Here is a 26,201-nt window from a genome sequence, read left to right as displayed (position 1 = left end):
ATGAGATTAAAAAACAAAGTAGCCGTAGTTACCGGTGGTTCAAGAGACATTGGCAGAGCGGTTTCCTGCCAGCTTGCCCGTGAAGGTGCGAAAGTAGTCATCAATTATTTAGATAATCTGGCGAATGCCGAAGAAACGTTAAAACTGATTCAATCAGAAGGCGGAGAAGGAATTATTGTCAAAGGTGATGTGACCAAATCTGCCGAAGTTGCTGCTTTAATTGAACAGGCCAGAGCAGCTTTCGGAGAAGAAATCCATATCCTGGTCAATGTGGCTGGCGGAATGGTCGCCAGAAAACCAACCCCCGAACTGGAAGAGGATTTTTGGGATGCAGTGATGGACTTAAATTTAAAAAGTGTATACCTTGTTAGTAAAGCAACTATCCCTTTTATGGGCTCTGGCGCATCTATCATTAACCTTTCTTCCTTAGCTGGCAGAGACGGCGGCGGTCCGGGTGCAAGTGCTTATGCCACAGCTAAAGGTGGAGTGATGACTTATACACGCGCCCTGGCTAAAGAGCTGGGCCCGAAAAATATAAGAGTAAATGCAGTTTTACCCGGAATGATCGCTACTGCTTTTCACGATACTTTCACTAAGCCCGAAGTGCGGACTAATGTAGCCAGCTCAACCCTGTTGAAAAGAGAAGGAAAGGCTACAGAAGTAGCTGATCTGGTCGTTTATTTAGCTTCTGATCAATCCAGTTATCTGACGGGTACCAATATTGACATTAACGGTGGCTTGAATTTCTCCTGATTCAGCGTTCTTGCAGGAGGGTCTGGCCTCCTGCATTAAAAAAAAACTGGCAGCTGACCTGAGCAAAACAAGCTGTTTCCTGCGGTAAAGGAGATTTTACGAAGCAGGTACAACCTCTAACCAAATATAAATTATTATGAATTCAAAAGTTTACTTTAACAGTTTACTAGTCATGATATTGTCGTGTTTTTTATACTTAAAACCGGCGTATTCTCAGACAAAAGTATCTATTCAGGGTACTGTGAAGGATCAAAAAGGGGAAGCTCTGCCAGGCGCCTCGGTTATTCTGAAAGACACGAAACAAGGTGTCGTCACTGATAGTAAAGGAGAGTTTAAGATCAAAGCTGAACCCGGCAAGTTGTTATTGATCAATTACATGGGTTATGAACCGCAAGTCTTTGCAATCAAACAAGCAGAAACAATCACGATCACCTTAAAGGAAATTCCCAATACGATGAACGAAGTGGTTGTAATCGGTTACGGCACACAAAAGAAATCTTCCGTTACCGGGGCAGTCAGTAAGTTGAAAAATGATAACCTTGATGAAATTCCAACTGCCCGTTTAGACAATTCACTGATTGGAAAAATTGCAGGTGTAACGATACAAAATGTCAGTTCTGAAGCGGGTGCTGCCCCTACTGTAAGGGTACGCGGATTTAGTTCAATTAGTGCAGGTTCCCAGCCTTTGGTTGTGGTAGATGGTTATCCTGTACCTGATGGATTGTCATTCGTTGATCCTCAGGATGTGGAAAGTATTGAAGTGCTGAAAGATGCGGCATCTGGTGCAATTTACGGATCACGGGCTGCTAATGGAGTGATCTTAATTACGACAAAAAGCGGAAATTCTGATAAGCCAAGATACGCCCTGAAGAGTTATTATGGTTTTAAAAAGCCATATAAACTCAACCCGATCATGAGCATTACAGATTATACTAAGATGCTTTATACAGAGGCTGCATTGCGTGCTGACGATCCCACAGTTCCAGCTAATATGAAAAATCTGATCACTGATCCGGAAAGAGCAGCTTATATCATTGAGAATGAAATTAGTGGCGGCCCTACCGACTGGCAGCAGGAGGCTTTACAAAATGCAGCCATTTCCAATATTCAGCTGAGCATTTCTGGCGGTAAAAAAGACCTGAGATATTATGTATCGGCGAGCGGACAAAAAGATGAAGCTGTATTAAAGTATAGTGACAACAGTAAGTTTAACCTGAAGACTAAACTGGATGGTACATTGAGTAAAAAAGTGAGTTTCAGTATCAACTTCAATCCTTCTTATGTAAAAACACAAAGACCTTCCGTAAATTTCACAGATTATTTCCGTTTCGGTTCTTTTCTGCCAGTTTATCATAGCGATTTTACCGCAGCGTATGTCCATCAGAATGCGACCTGGGCCAGTGTCCTTCCCGGTGATTTTGTGCAAGCCCGGCATTTCAATGGGCTGCAATATTCCGGAACAATGCCTGATGGCAGTAACTGGACAAGTACCGGCCCGGTAGAGCCTTTTGCTACAAGTAACAACACACCGCTTTCCATTGCAGCCAGAGAAACACGTGATCAACAGACTTACCGGATGCTCGGTGGTGGTGATATCAGCATTAAGTTTCTGCCCAACCTGATCTTTAAAAGTTCTATAGGAGGGTATTATTCACAGCAGGAAAATACAACACTGACCAGATCAAATGCCAGAAAAGATGGGGACGTGAATGAAGCTACGCTTTATACGAAAAGTTATATGGATTTGTTACTGGAAAATACGCTGAATTATAATGTAACCAGAGGTAACCACAGTTTTACAGCTTTATTGGGTTTTACAACCCAGCAAACCAAGATCAAAGAAACCAATATGGTAGGAAGAAATTTTCCTGCAGAGAATTTTGAAACCTTAAATCAGGCTGGTCAGATTGACCAGGCTTTGACCAATACACTTAAAGACCAGATTGGCCTGGTTTCTTACCTTGGCCGTTTAACCTACGACTATAAAAACAAATACTTGCTGGCCGCAAGTTTCAGGATGGATGGTAGCTCTTATTTTGCAGAGGGAAAAAAGCAAGGTACTTTTCCTGCGATTTCAGCGGGCTGGGGAATCGGAAAAGAAGATTTCATGAAGAATGTTTCCTGGATCAGCAATATGAAACTCCGGGCGAGTTATGGTGCTACCGGAAATAATAAGATCCAGAGCTTTGCTTTTCAGAACCTGTTATATCCTGGTAATTACGCTTTTGGAAGTGGTACTGGTTCGGTGAATCTTGGGTTATCACCAAATTCAGATGTACTGGCCAACCCTAATATCACCTGGGAACGTACTTTTGAATTTAATACGGGATTAGACCTTGGCTTTATGCAAGACCGTTTTGGGCTGACCATTGAGTATTATAATTCCAATACAGATAAATTACTTTACAAAAGATCCACTCAGTCTTTCAGCGGCTCTTTTGAATACTTTGATAACTCAGGTAAGGTTAAAAACCAGGGTCTTGAAGTTGAATTCAATTCGGTAAATATCAAAACTGACCATTTTCAATGGTCTACTTCACTTAACTTTTCAGCCAACAGAAATCGTTTACTGGAGCTTGGCGGAGAACCATTTCAATATAATTACGGAGAGCGCAATGAAATTTATGCAGCTATTGTCGGACAACCTGCTATTCAGTTCTTTGGTTATAAAACTGATGGCATCTGGACTTCACAGGCTCAAATTGATGCAGCCAAAGCCGGCGGACAAACCTCTACCCTGTCTAAATATTACGCACCTGGAGGTTTAAAATTTGCAGATGTGAATGGAGATGGTAAAATTGATGTGAATGACCGGACGACTATTGGAAGTCCTTTCCCTGACTTTACCTGGGGAATCAACAATTCATTTAAGTACAAAGGCTTTGATCTGAATATCATGATTCAGGGTGTACAAGGTGGAAAAATCATCAATGGAGATGCCAATTACAATGAATCCAGAAGATATAATGAGAAATTCAATCAGAACAGATGGATTAGTGCTGCGCATCCTGGTGATGGAAAAACCCCTTATTATACCAATGGTGAAAACTGGCTGCTCACAGATTACGTGATTGAAAGTGGTTCTTATGCGGCTTTAAGGAATGTGATTCTGGGTTATACGATCCCTGCTAAAATTATTAAAAAACTGGGTGTAAGCAGTGTCAGAGTCTATAGCTCTGCTGATAATTTATTTTATCTGACCGGAAGTTCTTACCGGGGTATCAACCCGGAAGCCAGAACGACTTCCTCGCAATATTCTTCTCCTTTGGTAGATGGTTATCAGCGTGGGGCATTTCCAATTTCACGCACTTTCACTTTTGGCATAGATGTTAATTTTTAATTTAAAAAGACATACGATGAGAAATCTCCGCTATATAACCGCAGGTTTAGTGCTGTGTTTAAGCATAGTATCCTGCAAAAAAGTTATTGATATTGATCCTATTTCCAATGTTGGGGTTGATAGTTTTTATAAAACATATGATCAAACTAAAACAGCTTTAACAGGCAGTTATAATGGGATGCAAAAACCCCTGGAATTTGAATGGATGCTGACCGATTTACGGACTGACAATTCTAAACAAGGGGTAGCAAACAGTTCGGCAGCCATCAATTTTGAATTCAACGATCTGGATATGTTTACGCTGAATTCTTCTCACGATAAGGTTTATCAATACTGGCTGGTGACTTATAAAAACATCAGGTCAATTAATTATGTCCTGAGAAGTCTTGGGGTTGTTTATACCTCCGGAAAAACTACCCTGGGCGAAGGAACGGCAAAAATGACACCGGAGCAAAGAAATCAGCTGGCAGGTGAGGCTTTGTTTTTACGCGCTTACCATTATTTCAACCTGGTCAGGTTGTATGGAGGTGTATTTCTGGTTACTGATCCGGTAGATCCGGAGCAATCCAAAAAGGTCAGCAGAGTTCCGCTTGCGGAATGTTATCAAATGATTGAAGCGGATCTTATAGCAGCAAAAACCTTATTGCCACAAACTGCCTTCACACCTTCTGCCAGTACTGATGCGGGCAGAGCGAATACATGGGCGGCCAGAGCTTTATTAGCCAAAGTATATTTGACATTACATCGTGGTGCTGAAGCTTTGCCACTATTGGAAGAAGTAATCAATAATAGTGGCTATGGCCTGTTGCCTTCTTTTGCAGATATATTCTCTATCAACAATGAGATGAACAAGGAAATCTTGTTCGCAGTCAGATTTAAAGCTGGAGGTTTGGGACTGGGTAACCTGATGGCTAATAATTTCGCCCCTACTTCAAGTGGCAGTGCTGTGGTAAATGGTGATGGAAGCGGGTATAATTTCCCGACCAATGAGTTGGATTTAGCGTATAAAACTCCTGTTTCAGGAGCGGCCGACAGCCGTAAAGCAGTGACTATGGCTAAATATTCATCCAAGCTTTATGTGAAGAAATTCATCTCACCTGTTTTGGTGAAGTTTGATGCGGAAAACGATTTCCCTGTACTCAGGTATGCAGATGTATTATTGATGAAAGCCGAAGCTTTAGGTTTTGGGAATACAAGCATGGAATTAATTAACCAGGTCAGGGCAAGAGCTGGTGCAACACCTTATAGTGCCGGAGACTTTAAAACTGGTTTTTATAAATACCCTGCCGATCCCTCAAATCCAAATGCAATTACTAATGAGGCGCAATTTCTGGCCGCTTTATTAAATGAAAGAAGATTAGAATTTGCTTTTGAGAACCAGCGTTTCTTTGATTTAGTAAGGATTGATCAGGCCCTCACAGTAATTAAAAATCACTTTGCACTTGAGTTTAATTCACATTATAAAAATTACAGACCGGCCTTTACACTAGCTGAACTACAAGCTAACCTGACACCTGAAAAATTATTGCTACCGATCCCGCAACGCGAGCTTGATGCAAACGATCAGCTCAAAATCACTCAAAATCCTGGTTATTAATGCTTATGAAAAATCTAATCTTATCTTTATTAATCATTTGCAGTTTAAAGGGTTATACAAAACATATTGTACTTGATAAGCGTATTGTGATCAGCAGCCTAATGAAGATTGGCAACCCCATCAGAATTGACAATTCTATTGTCGTTAACAATCCCCGGGAATTAAAGGCAGCAGTATCAAAAGCTAGACCAGGTGATATTGTCATATTAAAAGATAAAGAATGGTCAAATGCGGCGATGCAGCTCAGCGGAAAAGGTACAGCAGCACAACCTGTAGTCATTAGGCCAGAAACACCTGGAGGGGTTATTTTCACCGGGCAGTCTTATTTACAATTAAGTGGTGAATACCTGTTGGTTAAAGATTTACATTTCAAAAACGGATATACACCCAAAAGAGAAGTAATCTCTTTTAGAACCAGCGAAGATCTGCTGGCTAACCATTGCAGAGTTACGGGGATGGTCATCGAAAACTATAGCCAGCAGGAAAGGTTCAGGTCTGATACATGGGTTACGTTTTATGGAAAGAACAACCGGATAGATCATTCTACTTTTGTTGATAAGTTAAACCTTGGGCCTGTAATAATTGCGGAACTTAATGATGAACGCAGCCAGCAAAATAATCATTTAATTGATAGTAATTACTTCAAGGGCAGATCCCGCCTGGGTGCCAATGGAGGTGAAACTATCAGAATTGGGGTTTCACGTTATTCATTAACGGCTTCCAAAACAACAATAGCGCATAATTTCTTTGAGCATTGTAATGGAGAAGTAGAAATTGTATCTATCAAATCTGGTGAGAACCGCGTATGTTTTAATACTTTTTTTGAATGTGAGGGTGGATTGGTATTGCGGCATGGATCAGATAATTTAGTAGAAGGGAATTTCTTTATGGGGAATAATAAACCTTTCACCGGTGGAGTAAGAGTAATCAATCCGCGTCAAAGCGTATTTAATAATGTGTTCTATCGATTACAGGGTACGAATTTCAGGGCTCCCCTTTCTGTGTTGAACGGTGTTCCCAATTCATTGATCAACCGGTACTATCAGGTTAAGGATGCACGGATTGAACGAAACACATTTGTGGATTGTTCAAATATCCTGTTTGGTGCTGGTAAAGATGCGGAAAGAACGCTGGCACCTGAAAATGTACAGTTCAAAAAGAACCTGATTGCTACTTCAAGAGAAGAAATTTATACAGATGCGAATAATGATCAGGGAATTATCTTTTCTGAGAATGGTCTGGTTAATTCTGATAAAAAAACACCTGCCGATACTTATTATGGGAAAGTACCTGATGGTTTCTTTAAGGCAAAAGCAGACACTTATAAAATTAATGGTATAGAACTGCCATATCACAAGTTATATGGTGCAGACCTGAAAAATCTTAAAATCATTACGCCAGAAAAAACTGGTGCTGCCTGGTATCATACGGAAACAAAGAAAGCCTGGAGAAAACCCAAAATTACTTTCTTAAAAGCTTCTCAGAGCTCGTTAATGGCCATGACACTTAAAGAGGCACTGGCAGGTGATACAATTGTATTAACTGAGACTGGTTTTTATCCATTGAAAGAAGAATTGCTCATTAATAAAACACTGGTATTGATGGCAGCAAAAAGTTTAAAGAGCAGGCCTGTTTTTGTAAATGCCTCTATTAAATCGCTGCCTGCATTCATTACTTTGGAGAATGGCGGTAATCTGACTGTAAAAGGTATTGCCTTCAGGGGCAATTATGAAAGTTTCGCGAATGCAGATGCCGGGATCAGATCCACAGATAAACCTATGAATAAACCCTATAAACTAACGATAGATGACTGTGAGTTTTTTGCTTATAATGAAAGCACAAACAGTGGTTTTTATGGTTCAAAAAGTACCCTTGCCGATAGTCTGATCGTCAGGAATTCTATCTTTCATCATCTATCAGGCAGCGGAATTGATCTTTCGGCCGAGAAAGATGATAAAGGTATTTATAATGCGGAATATACATTAATCACCAATTGTGTCTTCACAAATTTAATGGGTACAGCAATTAATATTTACCGGGGTGGAAATGATGAAAGTACATTAGGTCCTTTCGTAAAAATTGATCACTGCACTTTTAATGAAGTGGAAAATAGAGAACAGGGATCAGCAGTAAAATTAATTGGTGCACAGCAGGTTTCCTTTCTCAATAGTAATTTCTCCTATTCAGGTCAGGGAGGCAGAGCGATCTTCTTCCAGGAATACAGATGGGATAATATTATTGTTGACCATTGCAATTTCTACGAATCCGGAAAAGTAGAATCTTTTTACCAGCGGGTTTTAGGAAGTCATATCTATCATATAAAACCCGAATATACTGATCTGAAGAAACTTAATCTGGAATGGACAGGGCCTGCGCCTGCTTCGGCAGATCAATTCAGGATCGGTACGTTTAGTCAGCATCGTAATGCACAGATAAATTAATATCGCAAGTGAAAAATAAAATACCATTAAAAAACAGATAACTATGTTAAAAAAAGTCCTGTGTTTTGGAGAATTGTTGTTAAGAATCTGCCCTGATCCTACAGGCAACTGGCTAAATTCAAATCATGTGCCTGCCTATATAGGAGGTGCAGAACTTAATGTGGCTACCGCACTGGCCTTATGGAATATTCCTTCAGCCTATTTAACAGCACTGCCTGAAAATGAAATGAGCTGGCAAATCAAGACTTATCTGGAAGAAAAACGAATAGATACCACTCGATTTTGCTATCAAGGTGACCGGATCGGACTTTATTACCTGGCTATGGGTACAGACATGAAAAACGCAGAAGTCATTTATGACCGTAAACATTCTTCTTTTGCCGTGCTCAGCAAACATACCGTAAACTGGGAACAAGTTTTCGAAGGTATTGGCTGGTTTCATTTCTCGGCAATCTGTCCGGCCATCAATGAAGAAGTTGCCGAAGTGTGTAAAGAAGCATTACTCATAGCAGAAAAGATGGGTATTAGTATCTCCCTGGATCTGAACTACCGGGAAAAGCTTTGGAAATATGGCAAACCTCCTGTAGAGATTATGAAAAATCTTGCTGTTCATTGCCGTCTGATTATGGGTAATATCTGGGCTGCAGAATTAATGCTGGGCATACCAAAAGCCGACAACTTTATGCTCAAACACAAGGAATTTTGTTTACAGCAGGCAGAGAAAACGTCAATGGCAATACAACAGCATTTCCCTGCATGCGAAGCTGTTGCCAATACTTTCAGGTTTGATCAGGGTGAAGGAATTAAATACTATACCACTTTATATACCGAAAATCACCTGTATATCTCAAAGGAATATAATGCTGAAAAAGTCATCAATAAAGTAGGCAGTGGAGATTGCTATATGGCAGGTCTGATTTATGGTTTTCATCAAAACTATCCCGCACAGGAAATTGTAGAATTTGCAACCGCTGCTGCATATTATAAATTATTTACACCAGGTGATTCCACAGCTATGAATGCAGACCAAATCACCAAACATTTAAATCAACTCCTATGAAACAACTGATTATCGATACCCTTTTAGCGGGAAAATTACTTCCTTTATTTTATGAAAATAGTGCAGAAACAAGTGTTGACATCTTGAGAACAATGTATAAAGCAGGAGTTAGAATTGTAGAATATACGAACCGGGGTGAGCATGCACTCCACAATTTCAAACAATTAAAAGCCTTACAGATTGCAGAAATGCCTGGCTTCTATTTAGGAATTGGCACTATTAAATCAGCAAAAGAGGCTGCTGATTTCATCAACATTGGAGCCGATTTCATTGTATCCCCTATCGTCAATCCGGCAGTTGCAGGACTATGTGATCAGCACGATATACTTTGGATACCGGGCTGTATGACTCCTACAGAAATTTATACCGCACAGCAGCTTAATGCTCCAGTGATTAAATTATTCCCCGCAAACATTCTGGGACCGGCTTTTATTTCATCCATCAGAGAATTATTCAGAGGCCAGCTTTTCATTCCTACCGGAGGTGTAGAAATAGCAGAAGAAAACCTGGAACAATGGTTCCAGGCCGGTGTTTGTGCGGTAGGTATGGGCTCCAAACTGATCACAAAAGAAATTGTATTGAACAGAAATTACCAAGAACTTTATCTGCAAACCAAAAGGGCATTGCGTATGATAGAAAGTATTGCGTATGATAGAAAAAGTAGAGCTACAACCTTTGAAAATCTAAATCCTTAAAATCATAACTAAAATCAATACTTGGAGATATCCCTCTCATTTTGAAGCTTTCTGCTTTCCCTTCTTCATCGAGACTGAAGATTGCGAAAGCATCTGCATTCAGATCCGGATACTCCCATTTAATGGCAAAAGAATTAGCATTATAAAAAGCCATCGGTCCGGAAAGTTTAGGTGACCGGTAAGATTTAAACCAAAGCTGCTTGCCTTTGAGAGAAATTTCTACTTTGCCAAACCATTTATCGGTATAAATCCCGACATAATTCGCAGGGTCAATCTTTTTCTGACTGGAAGCAGCAACCTGTTTCCAAACATCATCGGTTACTCCATCTTCATGCATCTTATCATTTTCTACCTGATCATAAATTTTATCTATCCAGTGGTTATCGTCCAATCCCATATAACTATCTTCAATAGTTTTACTCACTGCTGAGAATAAATTATTTCCACCATCTGAATTGGTTAGTATAACTATACCAAGGTCAAGATCAGGAAACAAACTGACTGAAGAAAGCATTCCGGGTAATCCTCCGGTATGCGAAACATGAAAATTGCCTTTCATATCATTTAAGAACCATCCAAGGCCGTATCCCCCAAAATGAGTTTGATAACGCGGATCGTCATTAAAACCAGTTACGGTATGGATTCTCCACATTTGTTGTTGACTGTCTTTTGAAAAAAGTTGCTGTTCCAACTGTGCTCCATACTTTCCCTTATTCAACTGCACCAGCATCCATTTACACAGATCAGCAGAAGTTGAATAAATACCACCCGGAGCCCCGTTAATCTGATCTCCAAAATTCTCTATTTGTTTGAGTTTGCCAAATTTATCTGCATGTGGCTTAGCCAGGTGGGTTTTATCTTTCATCAATGCTAATGAAGGATAGCTTTGCTCCATACCTAAAGGTTTAATGATGCGGCTTTGAACAAAATCTTCCCAACTCATCCCACTAATTTTTGCAATGACCTCTCCCGCTACATAATATAAAAGATTATCATAATCAAACCTCGTTCTGAAATCGGAAACAGGCTTAAAATATTGAAAACCTGACAATACATCTTTTATGGTAAAGTCAGATCCGCTTGGAAAGAACATCAAATCTCCCGCCCCTAAACCTAAACCACTCCGGTGCGTCAGTAAATCCTGAATAGTAAAATTTGCTGTGACATAATCATTGTACATTTTAAATTCTGGCAGTATATCTTTAACCTTAGTTTCCCAGTACAACTTTCTTTCCTCTACTAATATTGAAAGCGCTGCTGTGGTAAATGCTTTGGTATTAGAGGCAATAGCAAACTGGGTATTTCCATCTACTTTTTCTTTGGTAACGATAGATTTAACACCATAACCTTTAGTATAGATAACCTGACCATCCTTTACAATTCCAATCGAGACACCGGTTACATTAAATCTCTTCATGGAATTTTCTACCAGAGAATCCACTTTTTTAGGAGAAACCTGTGCTTTAGCCACCTGGCTGTATACGACTGCTAAAAAGGAAAGAAGGGCTATTTTAAAACTGAATTTGTTCATCTGCTCAATTAATTTTCTGGACTAATACTATAAAAGCTGCAATGAATGTCTTAACATCCATTGCAGCTTTTAAATATACGATATAAATTCTCTGACTACTTAGCCGCAGCTTTCATTTTCTGAAGTTTTTCTTCAGTATGCGGAGAATATTTAATATCCGAATCCTGAGTGAATTCTTTTTCAAGTATCCCTTTATAATGTGAAAAGGCTCTGAAACCAGCTTCCCCATGGTAATTGCCTAAACCACTAGCCCCTACACCCCCAAATGGAAGGTTTCCATTTGAGATATGCATAATGGCATCATTGATACAACCTCCACCAAAAGAGATTTCTCCAAGCACCTTTTTCTGAATATGCTCATCCTTAGTAAATACATATAAAGCCAAAGGCTTCGGTCTGTCTTTAATTTCTCTGATCACAGTATCCAAATCATCAAAGGTCAAAACAGCCATAATCGGCCCGAAGATCTCGTCTTTCATTACCTTATCTTCCCAGGTTACACCATGTAAAACTGTAGGTTCAATAAAACGTTCATCCACATTAAAATTGCCACCAATATAAACTTTGTCGGGGTTAATTAATCCCGATACACGTTCTGCATTACGCGCATTAATGATTTTTACGAAATTACCATTCTCCAGTTGATAATCAGATTTCTCAATCTCTTTTGCAACTTTTTGTAAAAACTCTTCCTCAATACTTTGGTGTACATACACATAATCGGGTGCAATACAAGTTTGTCCGGAATTCAAATATTTTGCCCAAACCAATCTTTTAACGGTCACCTCAAGATCGCTGTCCGGCATGATAATCACAGGACTTTTACCACCTAATTCAAGAACTACCGGAGTCAGGTTCTTCGCTGCAGCCTGGTAAACGATTCTGCCTACAGGAACACTGCCGGTGAAAAATATAATATCAAATTTTTGATCGAGTAAAGCAGTTGTTTCATCAATACCGCCTTCTACCACATGAAAATATTGTTCTTCAAAGTTCTCATTGATCAGTTTAGCCATAATGGCACTGCAATTTGCAGTCAGTTCACTAGGTTTCAAGATCACTGTACATCCCGCAGCAATTGCGGCAACAACAGGCGCCAAGGAAAGCTGGTAAGGGTAATTCCATGGGCCAATAACCAGACTCACCCCTAAAGGCTCTGGAATCCGATAACTTTTAGCGGGTGCATTTCTCGCATCAGTAGCCACAGGTTTAATGGCTGACCATTGTTCAAGATCTCTGATTGCAATCTTGATTTCTTCGTAAACTGTGGCAAATTCAGTTTGAAAGGTTTCAAAAGCAGACTTACCGTAGTCTTTAGCTATAGCCTCTTCCAGTAAGGCTTCATTGCTAATCAGCAATTGATATAGTTTATTTAATTGTTTGATCCTGAAGCTGACAGCTTTCGTAGTATTGGTATTAAAGTAGGCTAATTGTGTCTTTACTAATTTTTCCATTGGGTATATCAATTTATATAAAAACGTATTTAATCCCCCACTGTTCTTAAATTAGCGAAAATTTACAATAATTGTATATAAAGAAACGCCATATCATCATTTGATAATACGGCGCTTGGAAAAAGTTTATATGATTAGCAGCTAAAAATTAATAGCTTATAAGATCTCATTGCATTCCTCCCTAAATATTTTATAAATTGCATCGATTAATAAAGCAAACAATGAAAACATATATTTTGACTCTGGGTATGGTTATTGGAATGGTTTTTTTCGCCAAAGCGCAAAAAGCACCACCTACACCATCCGAAATGACCACTAAAAGTATAGAGGCCATGGACAAAAAGATTAAAATGAACCCAACTCAGAAAAATATAATTTATAATTATATGCTCGATTTGTTTAAAGAACAGGCCAGCCTGACTAAGAAACAACAAACAGGCATGTATAATGAAGATGATATTTCTAAGTTTTACAGGATGCAGAATGAAACCACTAAAAATGTAAGAAACATTTTAAAAGGAGAGCAGCAGACTCAATATGATCAATATTTAGAAGAAGTGCTGCGTGGTGGCAATAAGAAAAAGAAAAAAGGAAAACATGAGGAAGAGGAAGTTGTAACTGGTATAGACGGTCTAAAACTACCTGCTGGCACTACTGCCGGTAATCCTTAAGTACTATGGTTTCCAACTGCTAAAAAAGAGGTTGTATCATTCATAAAAAAATGATACAACCTCTTTCTGGCTAAACAATATTAATGAAAATGGATTTGTTTAGTGGATTTTAATCCGTCAACTACAGCAATTAAAGTATCTGCCTCGGCATAAGTATTGTAAAATGCCAGGGAAGGCCTGACTGTAACTTCCAATACAAATCTTCTCAAAATAGGTTGTATACAATGGTAATGCAGAAAAACACGCATTCGCCAGCTTTTCTAAAGCATGCACAAGAGGCAATTGCTTTTTCATTGATTTCCATAAAACGTATTGATAATCCTGGTGACTGCTCTCCCGGTAATCTGGCTAATAAAGCTCAACTACTCCCTGACAACTTTCTACTTTACGGATTCTTTTTGATGTTGTATTGGCACTTGATTAGAAGGAATAAGAGGAATCCCTTTACATGATAATTTGCGAGCCTAATAAAGAAACTGTTGGTGGTGGAACACCTCTCCGGTACATTCACAACCTATTTAAATAAAGAAGAAAACAACCAGGCGGTTTAGAATTTTCCCGTAGTCTTTGGAAGTAAACACCCTTAACATGTGTTAAACAGTGTTAAATAAATTTTCTTTTAAGCGAAAAGACATAGTTTAGAATTATAAATAGCTATTTCGAATTACAATTAACGCTCATTATGAAGAAAATAATTACCGTGTTGCTCCTTTGTTTTTTAAGAATCATTTCTGTCGAAGCACAAACAAATGGTCAGATTAATGGTGCTGTGGTAGACGAAAAGCACATCTCCGTAATGTATGGCGCGGTAAGCCTGATCAGGGCAGCAGATTCTGTACAGGTTAAATCAGCAATCACTACAGAAAAAGGTGAGTTTAAATTTCTGAATTTATCAACTGGCACTTATTTCATTGCTGTGGAATGGGTAGGTTATCAAAAAAAATTCAATGGCCCTTTTACAATTAGTCCTGAACATCAAGCACTGACTATACCACAAATTGTCATTTTTCCAGAAGCTAAGCAGCTCAATATGGTTAGCATCGTTGGTCAGAAACCTTTAATAGAGCGAAAAAACAACCAATTGATCATGAATGTAGCGAATAGTACGCTCGCTGCTGGCAGTACTGCACTGGAAATACTTTCCAAAGCTCCGGGAGTTTCAATAGATAATGAAGGAAATATCAGTCTGAAAGGCAAACCGGGTGTCAATGTAATGATTGATGGTAAACTCACCTATTTATCCGCAACACAACTGGCTAATTTATTACGTACAACTGATGGAAATTCCATTCAGACTATTGAGTTCATGACTAATCCTTCTGCTAAGTATGATGCAGCTGGTACCGGTGGCCTGATCAATATCAGATTGAAAAAGAATACAAATTATGGAACCAATGGTACACTGACCGCAGGTGGTGGATATGGAAATTATTATAAGTCTAATGCTGGTGTTACGTTAAATCACCGGAGTAAAAATATAAACGTATTTGGCAATTATAATTTTTCAGGCAATAAGGAGTATGAAGACCTGAATATTAACCGCAGCACCTCTTCCTCTAATGAAAAAACGTATTTTGACCAGCAGGGCCGCGATATATATATCCGGAAAAACAATAGTTATAAAGCTGGTATTGATTATTACCTGGGAGACAAAAATATAATTGGATTTGCCATGAGTGGTTATGCGAACCGTACCGATGCCAATAATAAGATTAATACCTTAGTTAGTAGCCGTCCTCCTGCAATTGATTCTACAGTAACTGCAATAAATCTGGGTAAAAGTAGGTATACCAGTCAAACTTATAACCTGAATTATAAAGCAATACTGGATACTTCCGGGCAGGAACTAAATGCTGATATAGATTATTCACGTTTCAATAACGACAATAGTGTTACCTATACTAATAATTTCTATAATGCTGCTGGTTTACTGACAAAGGCACCCCTTATTTTCAGGAACGGGACACCTGCACGAGTAAAAATACTAGCAGGTAAAGTAGATTATGTTTATCCTTTTAATCCTAAAATGAAATTGGAAACAGGTGTCAAAAGTAGTTACGTAAGTACTGACAATGATTTCAGATCTGAGAATTTTGATGATGATAAATGGGTTAACGACCTTACACAAAGTAATAGATTTACTTATAAAGAGCAGGTCAACGCTGTTTATGCAAATCTTCATAAAGAACTTAAATCCACAACGTTCCAAATTGGTCTGCGTGCTGAGCTAACACATTCGGAAGGTAACTCGGTTACGCTTCAAAATGTAGTTAAGAGGAATTACCTGGATTTGTTTCCGAGCTTATCTGTTCAGCAGAGTTTATCAAAAGATCATGAAATTGGCTTCACCTATAGCAGCAGAATTAACAGACCTGATTATCAGTCTTTAAATCCATTTATATATTTTGCCGATTTGTATACTTTTTCCAAAGGCAATCCTCAGCTGAAACCAGAATATGCGAATTCATTTGAGCTTTCTTATGGGTATAAAAAAACGACTAATGTTACCTTTGGATATATCCATACTAAGGATGTAATGACGACTACACTTTTAACAGATACGGTTAAAAAAACATTGCTGATTTTCGAACAAAATCTTGCTGAAAGAAGTACGGTAAGCATGAATGTCAACAGGCCTGTAGCAGTTACGAGCTGGTGGAACACGAATAATGATGCAACACTTTATTACAGCCGTTTTAGTTCTCCTGATTTGTTTGGCGCCCCATTTAAGAATGGAAAACTAACATTCATGATGAATACAACCCAGAATTTTACGCTGAATCGGACAATGAGTGCTGAGCTTTCCGCAAATTACCAATCTGCACAGGTTTTTGGAACTTATGTTGCCAAACCAATTTATGGTGTAGATCTGGGCATCAGCAAATCATTTGCAGACAAAAAAGCGACTATTAAGTTATCTGCCAGTGACCTGTTTAATACGAGAAAAATAGTGGTTAAAAGTGCAATTCCTTTTCAGGATTATAATCTTTCGCAAAAACAGGAAAGCAGAATGTTCAGGCTAACGTTTTCTTATAATTTTGGAAGCAGCGGTGTAAAGGCTGTAAGAGAGAGAGCAAACAGTTCTGAAATAGAACAGAATAGAGTGAAATCTGGCAATTAATAAAAGAGGTCTGCTAGTGTGATGAACTACCCCAAATAGTGTCTAACTTTTTGGGGTAGTTCATCACACTAGCAGACCTCTTTTTAGTTTATTTTGGTTAAGCTATTGGCTCAGAGTTGTTGATTCTGTTTGGCCCTTTCGTATTTTTCCAATTGTGTTTTCAGCTTAAGTACTTCTTGTTTTAGCTGACGGTTTTCCAGATAAAAGTAAATCGCGAAGCCGAGGAATATTTTTCCAAGAATAAAAACACCAATGAACAGCCATCTCCATATTTTATGTACACGCATATGACTGGAAGAAGCATCTACATCAATGAATTGTCCACTTTTACGATGGTTCCCTCCTTTTCGGTTTGGCGGCCTTCTGACTGGTATAGCATCAAAGTCAGGCACTTCTGCCAGTTCATTCAAATGGTCCTCAATTTTTAACCAAAGATCCGGAGGAGGAGGAATAGACATTTTCTGAGCCATGCTTTCCATATCTATTTCCAAATGCTGCAAGGCTTCCTGAATTTGCGGATACTTTGCTTTCAGGAATAACAGTTCCCGGGTCTCCGCTTCTGAAGTGGAACCTAATACATACGCTTCAAGTATTCCGCTTTCGATGTATTCGTTAATTTTCACAACTTTTCCTCATTATAGCGAAAGCCTCTTTTAAAGTCTTCCTGATTGATTCCTCTGTTTTATTTAATTCTATTGAAATCGCTTCAACCGATTTCCCGTAATAATAAACGCTATAGAAAATATGATGTTGTTCATCTGTAAAGTAATCAGGAAATCTGGTGTGAGATTCATGACTTTCCCGATCCTGTAATCCCAGATCTTTAAGATCACTGGCTATTCTCCCGGAATCCGTTAACTGGTTTAATTTATTTTGGGCAAGCCTTTTCAGCTGACACCAGTTATTAGTTTCATCCCAGTCTATTTCATTAAAGTGTTGTGCAACATCACAAAATACTTTCACCAGATATTCCTCCGCCAGTTTTTGGTTCTTTACAATTTCAAAAATATAGCCTAATAACATACTTGCGTGCTTATCATACAGGCTACGTATACTTGCTTGTCTATTTGCTACTAGTGTTAATGATTCAGTTTCTCGCATGATTATATTCTCGAGGTATAGCATTGTCCCTACGCACACTCAAAATGTAATGGTCTTTTGTTTTATATAAAGCTAATTTAAGCAAAAACTATTTGGAACAAAGAAATTTATATCTTTAAAATAGAATTTTATTGGGAAAATAGTTTTAGAGCTAGAAGAGACAGCTTTAAAACATGTTAAATGAAGATTTTAAGGCTTTATGGGGAAAATTTATTTCTTAATATATGAAAAATCGATTTTTTATCCTGATTTTGAATGATTTGGTAATTTCATAAAACATTGGATCAAGCTGTGTGATGAGCGAATGAAATATATGTTTAATTCATATCGTTTTTAAAGTCTTCAAATCTCTTTAAAAATATTTTAATGCGATAAGGAACAACAATCACTACTAAATTAATTAAACAATCTGTTTTGTAAGACATTAATTATGAATTCCTACCATAAACATATTTTTTAATATTTAAACTAGAATCAGGCTGTGGTATAGCAGCAAGTTGAATATTTGCAATATAATTTCTTAAACGAGCAGATATTGGAGATGTAGGATTAGATGCGCCAGGTGAATAAATCGCACAAACAATAAATCCACTTTCGCAGGTTGGCTTATTAAATGCCATATTATAACTAGTGGCTAATATAGGATCACCATAACCATTGTAAGCATACCAAAATCTTGCCATAACAAACGATTCTTTTATTCATCAAAAAGAATCAAAAAACTTTAATCCATGCCTACTCTATTTAAGGTTTTCGGCCCTCCCTTAACTATTAACTTTACATCAACCTTTCTTCTAATTTAAGCATACTTTTTCTCTTTTTTCAGGGTCACAAGCTCCCAAATTCTACCTTTCAAAATCACAATCTAGACTCCTGATTTCATAGCTATAAAGAATGCTTTTAGAGCTAAAAGGAATATTTTTAGAGGATACAGGAATATTCCAAGTTTTTTATAAAAAAAATAGTCTCCTCCAAGTTACCACCTGAAATATTTAAATGCTTTTAGCAAAAAAGAAACACAATTAATACCCAAATTATTTTACATAACTAAGTGAAGTATTTAACTTTGATTCATACACATACAATTAAAACCTGGTAAATTAATGTTATTAAAACATGTCACTTACAGCTCCTGGAACGATGCTCAATTAGTCGCATCAATGATTGCTGGCGACAAGGCTGCCTTCGATGAGATTTATGAGAGATACTGGACAAAACTCTTCAATGAGAGCTTCAAAAGATTAAAAAACATGGAGCAGGTCGAAGAACTTGTTCAATCAGTTTTCATGGATCTCTGGCTAAAGAAAGAGAAAAAGAAGATTGAAAATATTTATGGTTATCTGATTATTGCAGTTCGCTACCAGGTTTACATTTTGTATAGAAAAGGTCTCACTCTCCCCGAGTTTGAAGAACCTTTAGAACACATGGCACTTTCAAGTTTAGAAGCAGACACACTATTCAACGAGAAAGAAATCAGAAATTATATAGCGGTTTGGCTGGCTATGCAACCTGAAAAACGTGGAGAAATATTCAGAATGAAATTCATGGAAGAAATGACAACCAGGCAAATCAGTGAAAAGTTAGGTGTCAGCCAGAAAACTGTTCAGAATCAGGTCTTAATTAGTCATGCCAGCCTAAAACAGTTCTTAGAAAGATTAATGGTGCTGATGTCTGTAATGTAATCCAACTACTCCTTTTCATTATAGGATAAGTGACAGTTCTGGTATACCACAACCTAGCCACAACCCCTGCAAAACCCGGCCAGAATGAACTCATTATTGAGCTGTTTTATACAGGATTACTTAACGGTTTTTATTACTTGCCTCAATTTTGACTTTCGTACTAAACCTAACCCATAAAATATTGCTATTTTCGGCGTTCAACAGGAAGAACAGACGCATAAAATATGATTAGTGACTTTTTAAAAGAATTTGGAGTATTAACAACTGCTGAAATCAATGATTTCCATCGTCTTGGTACAACAAGACATCTTCAGAAGGGAGACTTCTTTATCAGCGAAGGAAAATCATGTAAAGAAGTCGCTTTCATTAAAAGTGGAATTTTGCGTTCTTTTTTTACCCCTGAATCCGGAGAAGAAATCACATACTGTATTACCTTTCCTAATACCTTAATGACCGCGTATTCCTCCTTGATTACTTCATTACCTACCCTGGAAAACATACAGGCAGTAGCCCCTTGTGAATTATTAATTATTCAAAAAACAGACATTGATCAGCTATCTAAGTCCAGTTTAAATTGGGTCACTTTCTTTAAAATAATTGCAGAACAGCAATACATAGAACTGGAAAAACGCTTATTCCTTTTTCAAAAAGAGAAAGCAAAAAAGCGATACATGGACCTGCTGGAAAATCAACCAGCCTATGTGCAGCAAATCCCACTACAATACCTTGCTTCCTATCTGGGAATTACTCCAAGACACCTGAGCCGTTTAAGAAAAGAGATCGTTTTTTAGACAAATGTCCAGTAGTTAGGATAAACACCCCTATACCTTTGTCCTGATTATAAAATACAGGACAAAATGAAGAAGAATATTCTGATTATTAATGGGCATCCCAATAAAGAAAGCTTTAATTACGCCTTAGCAACTGCCTATCAGCAAGGCGCACTTAAATCTAAGGCACAAGTAGATGTGATTCATATCGGCGAAGTGGATTTCAATCCTAACCTGCAATACGGCTATACGAAAAGGATAGAATTAGAACCTGATCTGCTTGTTAGCCTGGAAAAGATTAAAAAAGCAGATCACCTGGTTTGGATCCACCCAGTATGGTGGGGAGGTTTACCGGCTATAATGAAAGGCTTTATTGACCGGTTATTTTTGCCTGGGATCGCTTATCAATATAGAGAAAACTCCGTTTGGTGGGATAAATTACTGACTGAAAAAACTGCCCGGATTATTACAACCCTAGATCAGCCGGCCTGGTATTACCGGATATTTTATGGAAATCCCAGCGTCAATCAATTAAAGAAAAGCACTTTGGAATTTTGTGGTATCAAACCAGTGAAAGTCACTTATATCGGAATTATCAAAACTTCAACGGAAAAACAAAGAGCACAATGGATAGCTAAAGCTTATCAATTAGGTGAAAAACTTAAATAATCCTCTCACAATTTCGAATTACATACCCTTTATCTCCATTAAATTATGTCTAGAATTAAAGTCAAGCGCAGCGCTTTAACAGTCGATATGACTGCCATGACCGATGTTTCATTCCTTTTGCTCACCTTTTTCATCTTAACTGCGGTTGCTAAACAACCAGATCCCTTAGACGTAAAAATCCCCTCCTCTACTTATAAATTAAAAGTACCGGAAACAGATATTGCTATACTGACCATCGGCAAAGGAAAAGTTTTCTTCGAAGCCGCAGGACAGGATGTAAAAATCTCCATGTTGGAAAAAATGGGAGCGCAATATCACATTGACTTCAGCCCGGAAGAGAAAAAGAGATTCAGTGTGATCAGTTCTTTTGGTGTTCCTGTTCAAAACCTGAAAAAGTTCATTGGAATGGATGCAGACAAAAGAAAGACCTCGGGACTGGAAACCGGGATCCCTGCTGATTCGGCGAACAACCAATTAGCAAACTGGGTACTTCACTCCAGAAAAGCAGTTGCAGAATTACACACAACCGCAATGCGGGTCAGCATCAAAGGAGATGCAGAGGAAGAATATCCTGCCATTAAGAAAATTGTGGACATCCTTCAAAAGCAAAAGATTAATAAATTTAGTTTACTGACCAATCAAGAATAAAAATTAGTTGAATATTTCCATTTGATTTTTATAAATTACAGGATGAAATCAATTGAAAGTGTTCAGGAGTTCTATACACGTGTACCTTCAGCAAATCCATTAGGGTTAACTATGGACAATGCAGGAACTGGTCATTTTAACGTATTTTCCAGAGCAAATTGTTCACCAATTACTCCCTACAGCAGAAGGGATTTTTATAAAGTATCTTTAATCATTGGTACAGGCAAAATACATTATGCTGATAAATGGATTTATATAAACAAACCGGCACTCCTATTTTCCAATCCTATAATTCCTTATTCTTGGGAAGCAGAATCAGCCATACAAGAAGGCTGGTTCTGCCTCTTTACTGAGGCCTTTATACAGACTGGCGACCACAAAGAGTCTTTACAAGATTCCCCTTTATTCAGAATTGGCAGTAATCCTGTGTTTTTTCTTGACGAAATCCAGCAGAAGGAAATAGCTGATCTGTTTATAAAGATGACCAAAGAGATCACCTCAGATTACTTGCACAGATATGGTTTATTGCGAAATTATCTGCATCTGATTATTCATGAAGCCATGAAAATGAATCCGACAGAGAATTTTGAGAAACATATCAATGCGTCTTCAAGGATTACCTCTCTGTTTATGGAGCTGCTGGAAAGACAATTCCCTATTGACACCCATCATTTGTCATTGAAACTAAAAACCGCAAATGATTATGCAAAGAGTCTTTCTATTCATGTGAATCACCTGAACCGTTCTGTAAAGGAACACACAGGAAAAACGACAACGGATCATATTGCAGCAAGAATAACCAGGGAGGCCAGAGCCTTGCTTCAGCACACAGACTGGAATATTTCAGAAATTGCTTACGGCCTTGGATTTGAATATCCGGCTTACTTTACCAATTTTTTCAAAAAAAATACCGGTATATCTCCAATTGAGGTCCGGCACGCCGCAGTTTAATCAACTCATCATACCGTTTGATTATTATAACCATCTGTTTGAATAGTATAATCCATCGCCAGATCTGTACGCTAATTTTGTCCTATCAAATCTGATCATTATGAAATATAGAAATTTAGGAACAACTAAAGAAAAATTATCGGCTGTAGGACTTGGCTGTATGGGAATGAGTTTTGCATACGGTCCTGGTGATGATACTGAAAGTATTGCAACTTTACACAAAGCCCTTGACCTTGGGGTAAACTTCTGGGATACTGCGGATATGTATGCTAATGGAATAAATGAAGAGCTGATCTCAAAAGTATTAACAACAAACAGAGATAAGATATTTATTGCGACCAAATTCGGATTCCGCTTTCAGGACGATGTTGCCGGTCCCAGCAATATAAACGGAACTTATTTTGACGGCTCCCCGGCATGGATGAAAATTGCAGTAGAAAAAAGTCTGAAAAGATTAAAAATCGATACTATAGATTTATACTATGTACACCGTGTTGACCCTAATATTCCGATCGAAGAAACTGTAGGTGCAATGGCCGAACTAGTAAAAGAAGGAAAAGTACGTTATCTCGGATTAAGTGAGGCTTCTCCTGCTTCTATCCGAAAAGCTCATGCAGTGCACCCTATTGCTGCCCTGCAAAGTGAATACTCCTTGCTGACCAGAGATGTGGAAACTGAGATACTAAGCACTATCAGAGAACTCGGCATCTCTTTGATCCCTTATTCACCACTGGCAAGAGGTCTGGTGACCAACACATTGGATATAAATTCATTGTCAGCTAATGATTTCCGGAAATCACTACCACGTTATCAGCAGGAAAATCTGGACAATAACGCAAAACTGATCAGTGGATTCGCTGCGATAGCACAGGATAAAAACTGTACTCCTGCACAACTTGCGCTCGCATGGGTACTGGCACAGGGCGAAGACATTATTCCTATTCCTGGTACTAAAAAAAGAAAATATCTGGAAGAAAATTCAGGTGCTGTTGATATTAACTTGCTGTCAGCTGATTTAGAAGCTATTGATGAGCTCATTACACGTTTTCCAGTGAGTGGCGAGCGCTATAGTGAAGGGGCAATGAAATTAGTAAATAATTAATTCCGACTGGTTGTATTATATGTGACATTTTCTTCCGATAATGGACTAGAATTATTTTAGCATTATCATATGACCAAACCACAGACCATAATTTACGGATTAAGCGTATGTTTATTTGCTGCAATCCCCTTTGCAGCAAATTCACAAACAAAGGCAACCCATATCGACAAAACATGGGTGCTCCAGTGTAATCAATATACAGAGGAACTGATCAATCTGGATAAAAAATACACTCCTGAATATGGATCTTCCCAAGGCTTATCGGCGTATGATACGCTGATCGTTGTACCTACCCTTGCCAATGAACTGGCAGAAAGAAAAGAAGGAGAGTTACTGGCCTCTAAATATAAAACTGCTTTACAGACAGAAAACAACATTTCAGTTAAACAAGATTTGAACATCCTGATCTCACATTTAACCATGGGATTTAAGAATCAGGATTTTGAAACTCAAAGAAAAATACCGTTCTTAAATGCAGCCAGTACCATTTATGAAGGCTTGCAAATTTTACTGGATGACCAGACACCAGAGGCGAGACGTGCTGCCGCAGTTATCCGGTTAAAAAAATATGCAGGGCTTACACCTGGTTATCAACCTTTAACTTCCATCCTGAAAACACGTGTTTTACACCAGATGGAGGGTAAGGATATGATTTATCCTTCCCGTCAGCAAATGGAAGTGACCTTGTCACGCAATACAAGTATTATTGATGGTATCGCAGACTTATTTAAGAAATACAAACTTACAGGATGGGAAAAACCCTATGCTATACTTAAAAAACAGGTAGCAGAATACGACCAGTGGACACGTCAAAATGTACTCCCTAAAGCCCGGAAAGATTTTAAGCTGACTCATCAGGAATATGCATTACAGTTAGAAGAGTATGGTGTTGATATTATGCCTGATCAATTGGCAAAAATGGCTCATCAGGCCTTTACAGAAATTCAGCAGGAGATGAAACCTATTGCCGAACAGATAGCCAAACAGAGAAACTGGCCATCTTCGGATTATCGTGATGTAATCCGTAATCTTAAAAAAGAACAAATATTAGGAGATTCTATCATTCCTGTTTATGAAAGACATCTGAAAGATATTGAAGCTATTATCCTTGAAAAGCAATTGATAACTTTACCTTCACGTCCTGCTATCATTCGCCTGGCAAGTACTGCTGAAACCGCAAGTTCACCTGCTCCACACATGGTTCCTCCCCCATTCCTGAACAATACAGGTCAGCGTGGTGTATTTGTACTGCCATTAAATATGCCACCGGCACCAGGCGAAAAAGTGAGTGACAAATATGATGATTTCACTTTTGAAGCTGCTTCCTGGACACTAATTGCACATGAAGCGCGTCCTGGTCATGAGTTACAATTTGATAAAATGGTAGAAGAAGGAGTATCTCAGGCACGCAGTTTATATGCTTTTAATTCTACCAACGCTGAAGGATGGGGATTATATGCTGAATATATGATCAGGCCTTACATGCCGCTTGAAGGTCAGCTGGTTTCTTTGGATTACAGATTATTGAGAGCTGCCCGTGCTTTCCTTGATCCTGAAGTACAATCTGGAAAGATCACTCCGCAAGATGTTAAAAAGGTGCTGATGGAAGACGTCGTACAATCATCAGCGATGGCACAACAAGAAGTGGAACGTTATACGATCAAAGCACCCGGGCAAGCAAATAGTTATTTTTATGGCTTCACTAAGATGATCGCTTTAAGAAAAGACACCGAGAATGCTTTAGGAACGAAATTTAATGCCCTTCGGTTCCATGATTTCATCTTATCACAAGGTTTGCTTCCACCTGCATTGATCAGAGAGGCAGTATTAACAGATTTCATACCTGCAGAAAAGAAACTTTAAAAAATGAAATGATAAACGTCAGGATTTTTATTTGATTAGTTTTTCTATTAATTTAGCATGATTGCAAACGCTCCGCAGTTCAGCTAAGGCTCAGCTGCAAGAAAAATATATGATGATGAAAGGACCTGATAAAGACGAGAAATACCCAATAAGCCACTATAACAGACTCTGTTTTTTGAAGAACATCATCACCAGCCCTAATATAATTGTTGGCGATTATACTTACTATGATGATTTTAAGGATGTTTATAATTTCGAAAGGAATGTAAAGTATCATTTTGATTTTATCGGAGATAAACTGATTATCGGAAAATTCTGTATGATTGCTTCTGGTGTGACCTTTATCATGAATGGTGCTAACCATAAAATGGATGGCATCACAGCTTATCCTTTTAATATTTTTGGCAATGGCTGGGAAAAGGTGACGCACAAGATGGAAGAATTGCCTTTTAAAGGAGATACCATCGTTGGAAATGATGTTTGGATTGGTTCAAATGCAACGATAATGCCCGGAGTCAATATTGGAGATGGTGCAATTATCGCTACCAATACTACAGTAACCAAAGATGTGCCACCTTATACCGTTGTAGGAGGAAATCCTGGAAAAGAAATCAGAAAACGATTTTCTGAAGAAAAGATAGAGGAACTTTTAGAGCTTAAATGGTGGGACTGGAAAATTGAACGGATCACCGAGAATCTTCATGAGTTAACAGGACCTAAATCAAGGTTCCTATAGCCAGTTCTTTTAAAGG

At 38.3% G+C, this 26,201-nt stretch carries 22 protein-coding genes; 16 read left to right on the top strand and 6 right to left on the bottom strand.

Annotation, left to right across the window (positions count from 1 at the left end):
• The 6 genes from AB3G38_RS04000 to AB3G38_RS03975 all read left to right on the top strand — a co-directional run bounded on the left by AB3G38_RS04000 (position 1) and on the right by AB3G38_RS03975 (position 9,886).
• On the top strand, positions 1-753 hold the full coding sequence (locus AB3G38_RS04000; RefSeq protein WP_367867205.1) for an SDR family NAD(P)-dependent oxidoreductase: 753 nt from the start codon (positions 1-3) through the stop codon (positions 751-753).
• Positions 754-889: 136 nt separating this feature from the next.
• Positions 890-4,093 carry a SusC/RagA family TonB-linked outer membrane protein gene (locus AB3G38_RS03995; RefSeq protein ID WP_367867204.1) on the top strand — a complete coding sequence of 1,068 codons (3,204 nt, stop codon included), beginning with the start codon at positions 890-892 and terminating at the stop codon, positions 4,091-4,093.
• 16 nt (positions 4,094-4,109) lie between these two features.
• Positions 4,110-5,690: a RagB/SusD family nutrient uptake outer membrane protein gene (locus tag AB3G38_RS03990; protein WP_367867203.1), complete on the top strand. Its 1,581-nt coding sequence runs from the start codon at positions 4,110-4,112 to the stop codon at positions 5,688-5,690.
• 5 nt (positions 5,691-5,695) lie between these two features.
• The gene (locus AB3G38_RS03985; RefSeq protein ID WP_367867202.1) at positions 5,696-8,131 is read left to right on the top strand and encodes a chondroitinase-B domain-containing protein; all 2,436 of its coding nucleotides are present in this window, start codon (positions 5,696-5,698) and stop codon (positions 8,129-8,131) included.
• Between the two features lie 43 nt (positions 8,132-8,174).
• Positions 8,175-9,191: a PfkB family carbohydrate kinase gene (locus AB3G38_RS03980; protein WP_367867201.1), complete on the top strand. Its 1,017-nt coding sequence runs from the start codon at positions 8,175-8,177 to the stop codon at positions 9,189-9,191.
• Positions 9,188-9,886 (top strand): bifunctional 4-hydroxy-2-oxoglutarate aldolase/2-dehydro-3-deoxy-phosphogluconate aldolase, encoded by a 699-nt coding sequence (locus AB3G38_RS03975; protein ID WP_367867200.1) that lies wholly within the window; start codon positions 9,188-9,190, stop codon positions 9,884-9,886. The genes AB3G38_RS03980 and AB3G38_RS03975 overlap by 4 nt, the downstream gene beginning before the upstream one ends.
• Here the strand turns inward: AB3G38_RS03975 and AB3G38_RS03970 are convergent.
• Positions 9,858-11,417 carry a serine hydrolase gene (locus AB3G38_RS03970; RefSeq protein ID WP_367867199.1) on the bottom strand — a complete coding sequence of 520 codons (1,560 nt, stop codon included), beginning with the start codon at positions 11,415-11,417 and terminating at the stop codon, positions 9,858-9,860. The two genes, AB3G38_RS03975 and AB3G38_RS03970, sit on opposite strands and share 29 nt — an antisense overlap.
• Positions 11,418-11,512: 95 nt before the next feature.
• Positions 11,513-12,871 (bottom strand): aldehyde dehydrogenase, encoded by a 1,359-nt coding sequence (locus tag AB3G38_RS03965; protein ID WP_367867198.1) that lies wholly within the window; start codon positions 12,869-12,871, stop codon positions 11,513-11,515.
• Between the two features lie 221 nt (positions 12,872-13,092).
• Here AB3G38_RS03965 and AB3G38_RS03960 point away from each other — a divergent pair, with 221 nt between their 5' ends.
• Positions 13,093-13,542 carry a hypothetical protein gene (locus tag AB3G38_RS03960; RefSeq protein ID WP_367867197.1) on the top strand — a complete coding sequence of 150 codons (450 nt, stop codon included), beginning with the start codon at positions 13,093-13,095 and terminating at the stop codon, positions 13,540-13,542.
• 80 nt (positions 13,543-13,622) lie between these two features.
• On the opposite strand, the gene AB3G38_RS03955 is transcribed toward AB3G38_RS03960, so the two are convergent.
• Positions 13,623-13,790, bottom strand: coding sequence for a hypothetical protein (locus AB3G38_RS03955; protein WP_367867196.1), 168 nt, complete (start codon positions 13,788-13,790; stop codon positions 13,623-13,625).
• Between the two features lie 434 nt (positions 13,791-14,224).
• Between AB3G38_RS03955 and AB3G38_RS03950 the strand changes: the two genes are divergently transcribed.
• Entirely contained in the window at positions 14,225-16,663 is a 2,439-nt protein-coding gene (locus tag AB3G38_RS03950) for a TonB-dependent receptor (RefSeq protein ID WP_367867195.1), read from the top strand.
• 110 nt (positions 16,664-16,773) lie between these two features.
• Here the strand turns inward: AB3G38_RS03950 and AB3G38_RS03945 are convergent, their stop codons facing one another.
• From AB3G38_RS03945 to AB3G38_RS03935, 3 genes are all read right to left on the bottom strand, one after another.
• Positions 16,774-17,286, bottom strand: a complete 513-nt coding sequence (locus AB3G38_RS03945; protein WP_367867194.1) for a hypothetical protein — start codon at positions 17,284-17,286, stop codon at positions 16,774-16,776.
• Complete coding sequence (locus tag AB3G38_RS03940) at positions 17,276-17,764, bottom strand: RNA polymerase sigma factor (RefSeq protein WP_367867193.1); 489 nt, start codon at positions 17,762-17,764, stop codon at positions 17,276-17,278. The genes AB3G38_RS03945 and AB3G38_RS03940 overlap by 11 nt, the downstream gene beginning before the upstream one ends.
• Before the next feature lie 428 nt (positions 17,765-18,192).
• Complete coding sequence (locus AB3G38_RS03935) at positions 18,193-18,447, bottom strand: hypothetical protein (protein ID WP_367867192.1); 255 nt, start codon at positions 18,445-18,447, stop codon at positions 18,193-18,195.
• A gap of 420 nt (positions 18,448-18,867) precedes the next feature.
• Here AB3G38_RS03935 and AB3G38_RS03930 point away from each other — a divergent pair, with 420 nt between their 5' ends.
• The 8 genes from AB3G38_RS03930 to AB3G38_RS03895 all read left to right on the top strand — a co-directional run bounded on the left by AB3G38_RS03930 (position 18,868) and on the right by AB3G38_RS03895 (position 26,185).
• Positions 18,868-19,446, top strand: a complete 579-nt coding sequence (locus tag AB3G38_RS03930) for an RNA polymerase sigma factor (RefSeq protein ID WP_367867191.1) — start codon at positions 18,868-18,870, stop codon at positions 19,444-19,446.
• A 224-nt stretch (positions 19,447-19,670) separates the two neighbouring features.
• Positions 19,671-20,237, top strand: coding sequence for a Crp/Fnr family transcriptional regulator (locus tag AB3G38_RS03925; RefSeq protein ID WP_367867190.1), 567 nt, complete (start codon positions 19,671-19,673; stop codon positions 20,235-20,237).
• A 66-nt stretch (positions 20,238-20,303) separates the two neighbouring features.
• On the top strand, positions 20,304-20,885 hold the full coding sequence (locus AB3G38_RS03920; protein ID WP_367867189.1) for an NAD(P)H-dependent oxidoreductase: 582 nt from the start codon (positions 20,304-20,306) through the stop codon (positions 20,883-20,885).
• A gap of 45 nt (positions 20,886-20,930) precedes the next feature.
• A complete protein-coding gene (locus AB3G38_RS03915; RefSeq protein WP_367867188.1) occupies positions 20,931-21,533 on the top strand; it encodes an ExbD/TolR family protein in 603 nt (200 codons plus the stop codon).
• A 42-nt stretch (positions 21,534-21,575) separates the two neighbouring features.
• The gene (locus AB3G38_RS03910; RefSeq protein WP_367867187.1) at positions 21,576-22,484 is read left to right on the top strand and encodes a helix-turn-helix domain-containing protein; all 909 of its coding nucleotides are present in this window, start codon (positions 21,576-21,578) and stop codon (positions 22,482-22,484) included.
• 100 nt (positions 22,485-22,584) lie between these two features.
• Positions 22,585-23,586 carry an aldo/keto reductase gene (locus tag AB3G38_RS03905; protein ID WP_367867186.1) on the top strand — a complete coding sequence of 334 codons (1,002 nt, stop codon included), beginning with the start codon at positions 22,585-22,587 and terminating at the stop codon, positions 23,584-23,586.
• A gap of 69 nt (positions 23,587-23,655) precedes the next feature.
• Positions 23,656-25,449, top strand: coding sequence for a DUF885 domain-containing protein (locus tag AB3G38_RS03900; protein ID WP_367867185.1), 1,794 nt, complete (start codon positions 23,656-23,658; stop codon positions 25,447-25,449).
• Between the two features lie 109 nt (positions 25,450-25,558).
• Positions 25,559-26,185: a Vat family streptogramin A O-acetyltransferase gene (locus AB3G38_RS03895; protein ID WP_367867184.1), complete on the top strand. Its 627-nt coding sequence runs from the start codon at positions 25,559-25,561 to the stop codon at positions 26,183-26,185.
• Positions 26,186-26,201: the final 16 nt, after the last annotated feature.

The organism is Pedobacter sp. WC2423 (assembly GCF_040822065.1).
Taxonomy (GTDB): domain Bacteria; phylum Bacteroidota; class Bacteroidia; order Sphingobacteriales; family Sphingobacteriaceae; genus Pedobacter.
This window is presented reverse-complemented; position numbering and strand designations above follow the sequence as displayed.

Coding starts and splice junctions, on each gene's coding strand:
- AB3G38_RS04000 (WP_367867205.1), top strand. CDS start 1: ATGAGATTAAAAAACAAAGTAGCCGTAGTTACCGGTGGTTCAAGAGAC.
- AB3G38_RS03995 (WP_367867204.1), top strand. CDS start 890: ATGAATTCAAAAGTTTACTTTAACAGTTTACTAGTCATGATATTGTCG.
- AB3G38_RS03990 (WP_367867203.1), top strand. CDS start 4,110: ATGAGAAATCTCCGCTATATAACCGCAGGTTTAGTGCTGTGTTTAAGC.
- AB3G38_RS03985 (WP_367867202.1), top strand. CDS start 5,696: ATGAAAAATCTAATCTTATCTTTATTAATCATTTGCAGTTTAAAGGGT.
- AB3G38_RS03980 (WP_367867201.1), top strand. CDS start 8,175: ATGTTAAAAAAAGTCCTGTGTTTTGGAGAATTGTTGTTAAGAATCTGC.
- AB3G38_RS03975 (WP_367867200.1), top strand. CDS start 9,188: ATGAAACAACTGATTATCGATACCCTTTTAGCGGGAAAATTACTTCCT.
- AB3G38_RS03970 (WP_367867199.1), bottom strand. CDS start 11,417: ATGAACAAATTCAGTTTTAAAATAGCCCTTCTTTCCTTTTTAGCAGTC.
- AB3G38_RS03965 (WP_367867198.1), bottom strand. CDS start 12,871: ATGGAAAAATTAGTAAAGACACAATTAGCCTACTTTAATACCAATACT.
- AB3G38_RS03960 (WP_367867197.1), top strand. CDS start 13,093: ATGAAAACATATATTTTGACTCTGGGTATGGTTATTGGAATGGTTTTT.
- AB3G38_RS03955 (WP_367867196.1), bottom strand. CDS start 13,790: ATGCGTGTTTTTCTGCATTACCATTGTATACAACCTATTTTGAGAAGA.
- AB3G38_RS03950 (WP_367867195.1), top strand. CDS start 14,225: ATGAAGAAAATAATTACCGTGTTGCTCCTTTGTTTTTTAAGAATCATT.
- AB3G38_RS03940 (WP_367867193.1), bottom strand. CDS start 17,764: ATGCGAGAAACTGAATCATTAACACTAGTAGCAAATAGACAAGCAAGT.
- AB3G38_RS03935 (WP_367867192.1), bottom strand. CDS start 18,447: ATGGCAAGATTTTGGTATGCTTACAATGGTTATGGTGATCCTATATTA.
- AB3G38_RS03930 (WP_367867191.1), top strand. CDS start 18,868: ATGTTATTAAAACATGTCACTTACAGCTCCTGGAACGATGCTCAATTA.
- AB3G38_RS03925 (WP_367867190.1), top strand. CDS start 19,671: ATGATTAGTGACTTTTTAAAAGAATTTGGAGTATTAACAACTGCTGAA.
- AB3G38_RS03920 (WP_367867189.1), top strand. CDS start 20,304: ATGAAGAAGAATATTCTGATTATTAATGGGCATCCCAATAAAGAAAGC.
- AB3G38_RS03915 (WP_367867188.1), top strand. CDS start 20,931: ATGTCTAGAATTAAAGTCAAGCGCAGCGCTTTAACAGTCGATATGACT.
- AB3G38_RS03910 (WP_367867187.1), top strand. CDS start 21,576: ATGAAATCAATTGAAAGTGTTCAGGAGTTCTATACACGTGTACCTTCA.
- AB3G38_RS03905 (WP_367867186.1), top strand. CDS start 22,585: ATGAAATATAGAAATTTAGGAACAACTAAAGAAAAATTATCGGCTGTA.
- AB3G38_RS03900 (WP_367867185.1), top strand. CDS start 23,656: ATGACCAAACCACAGACCATAATTTACGGATTAAGCGTATGTTTATTT.
- AB3G38_RS03895 (WP_367867184.1), top strand. CDS start 25,559: ATGATGATGAAAGGACCTGATAAAGACGAGAAATACCCAATAAGCCAC.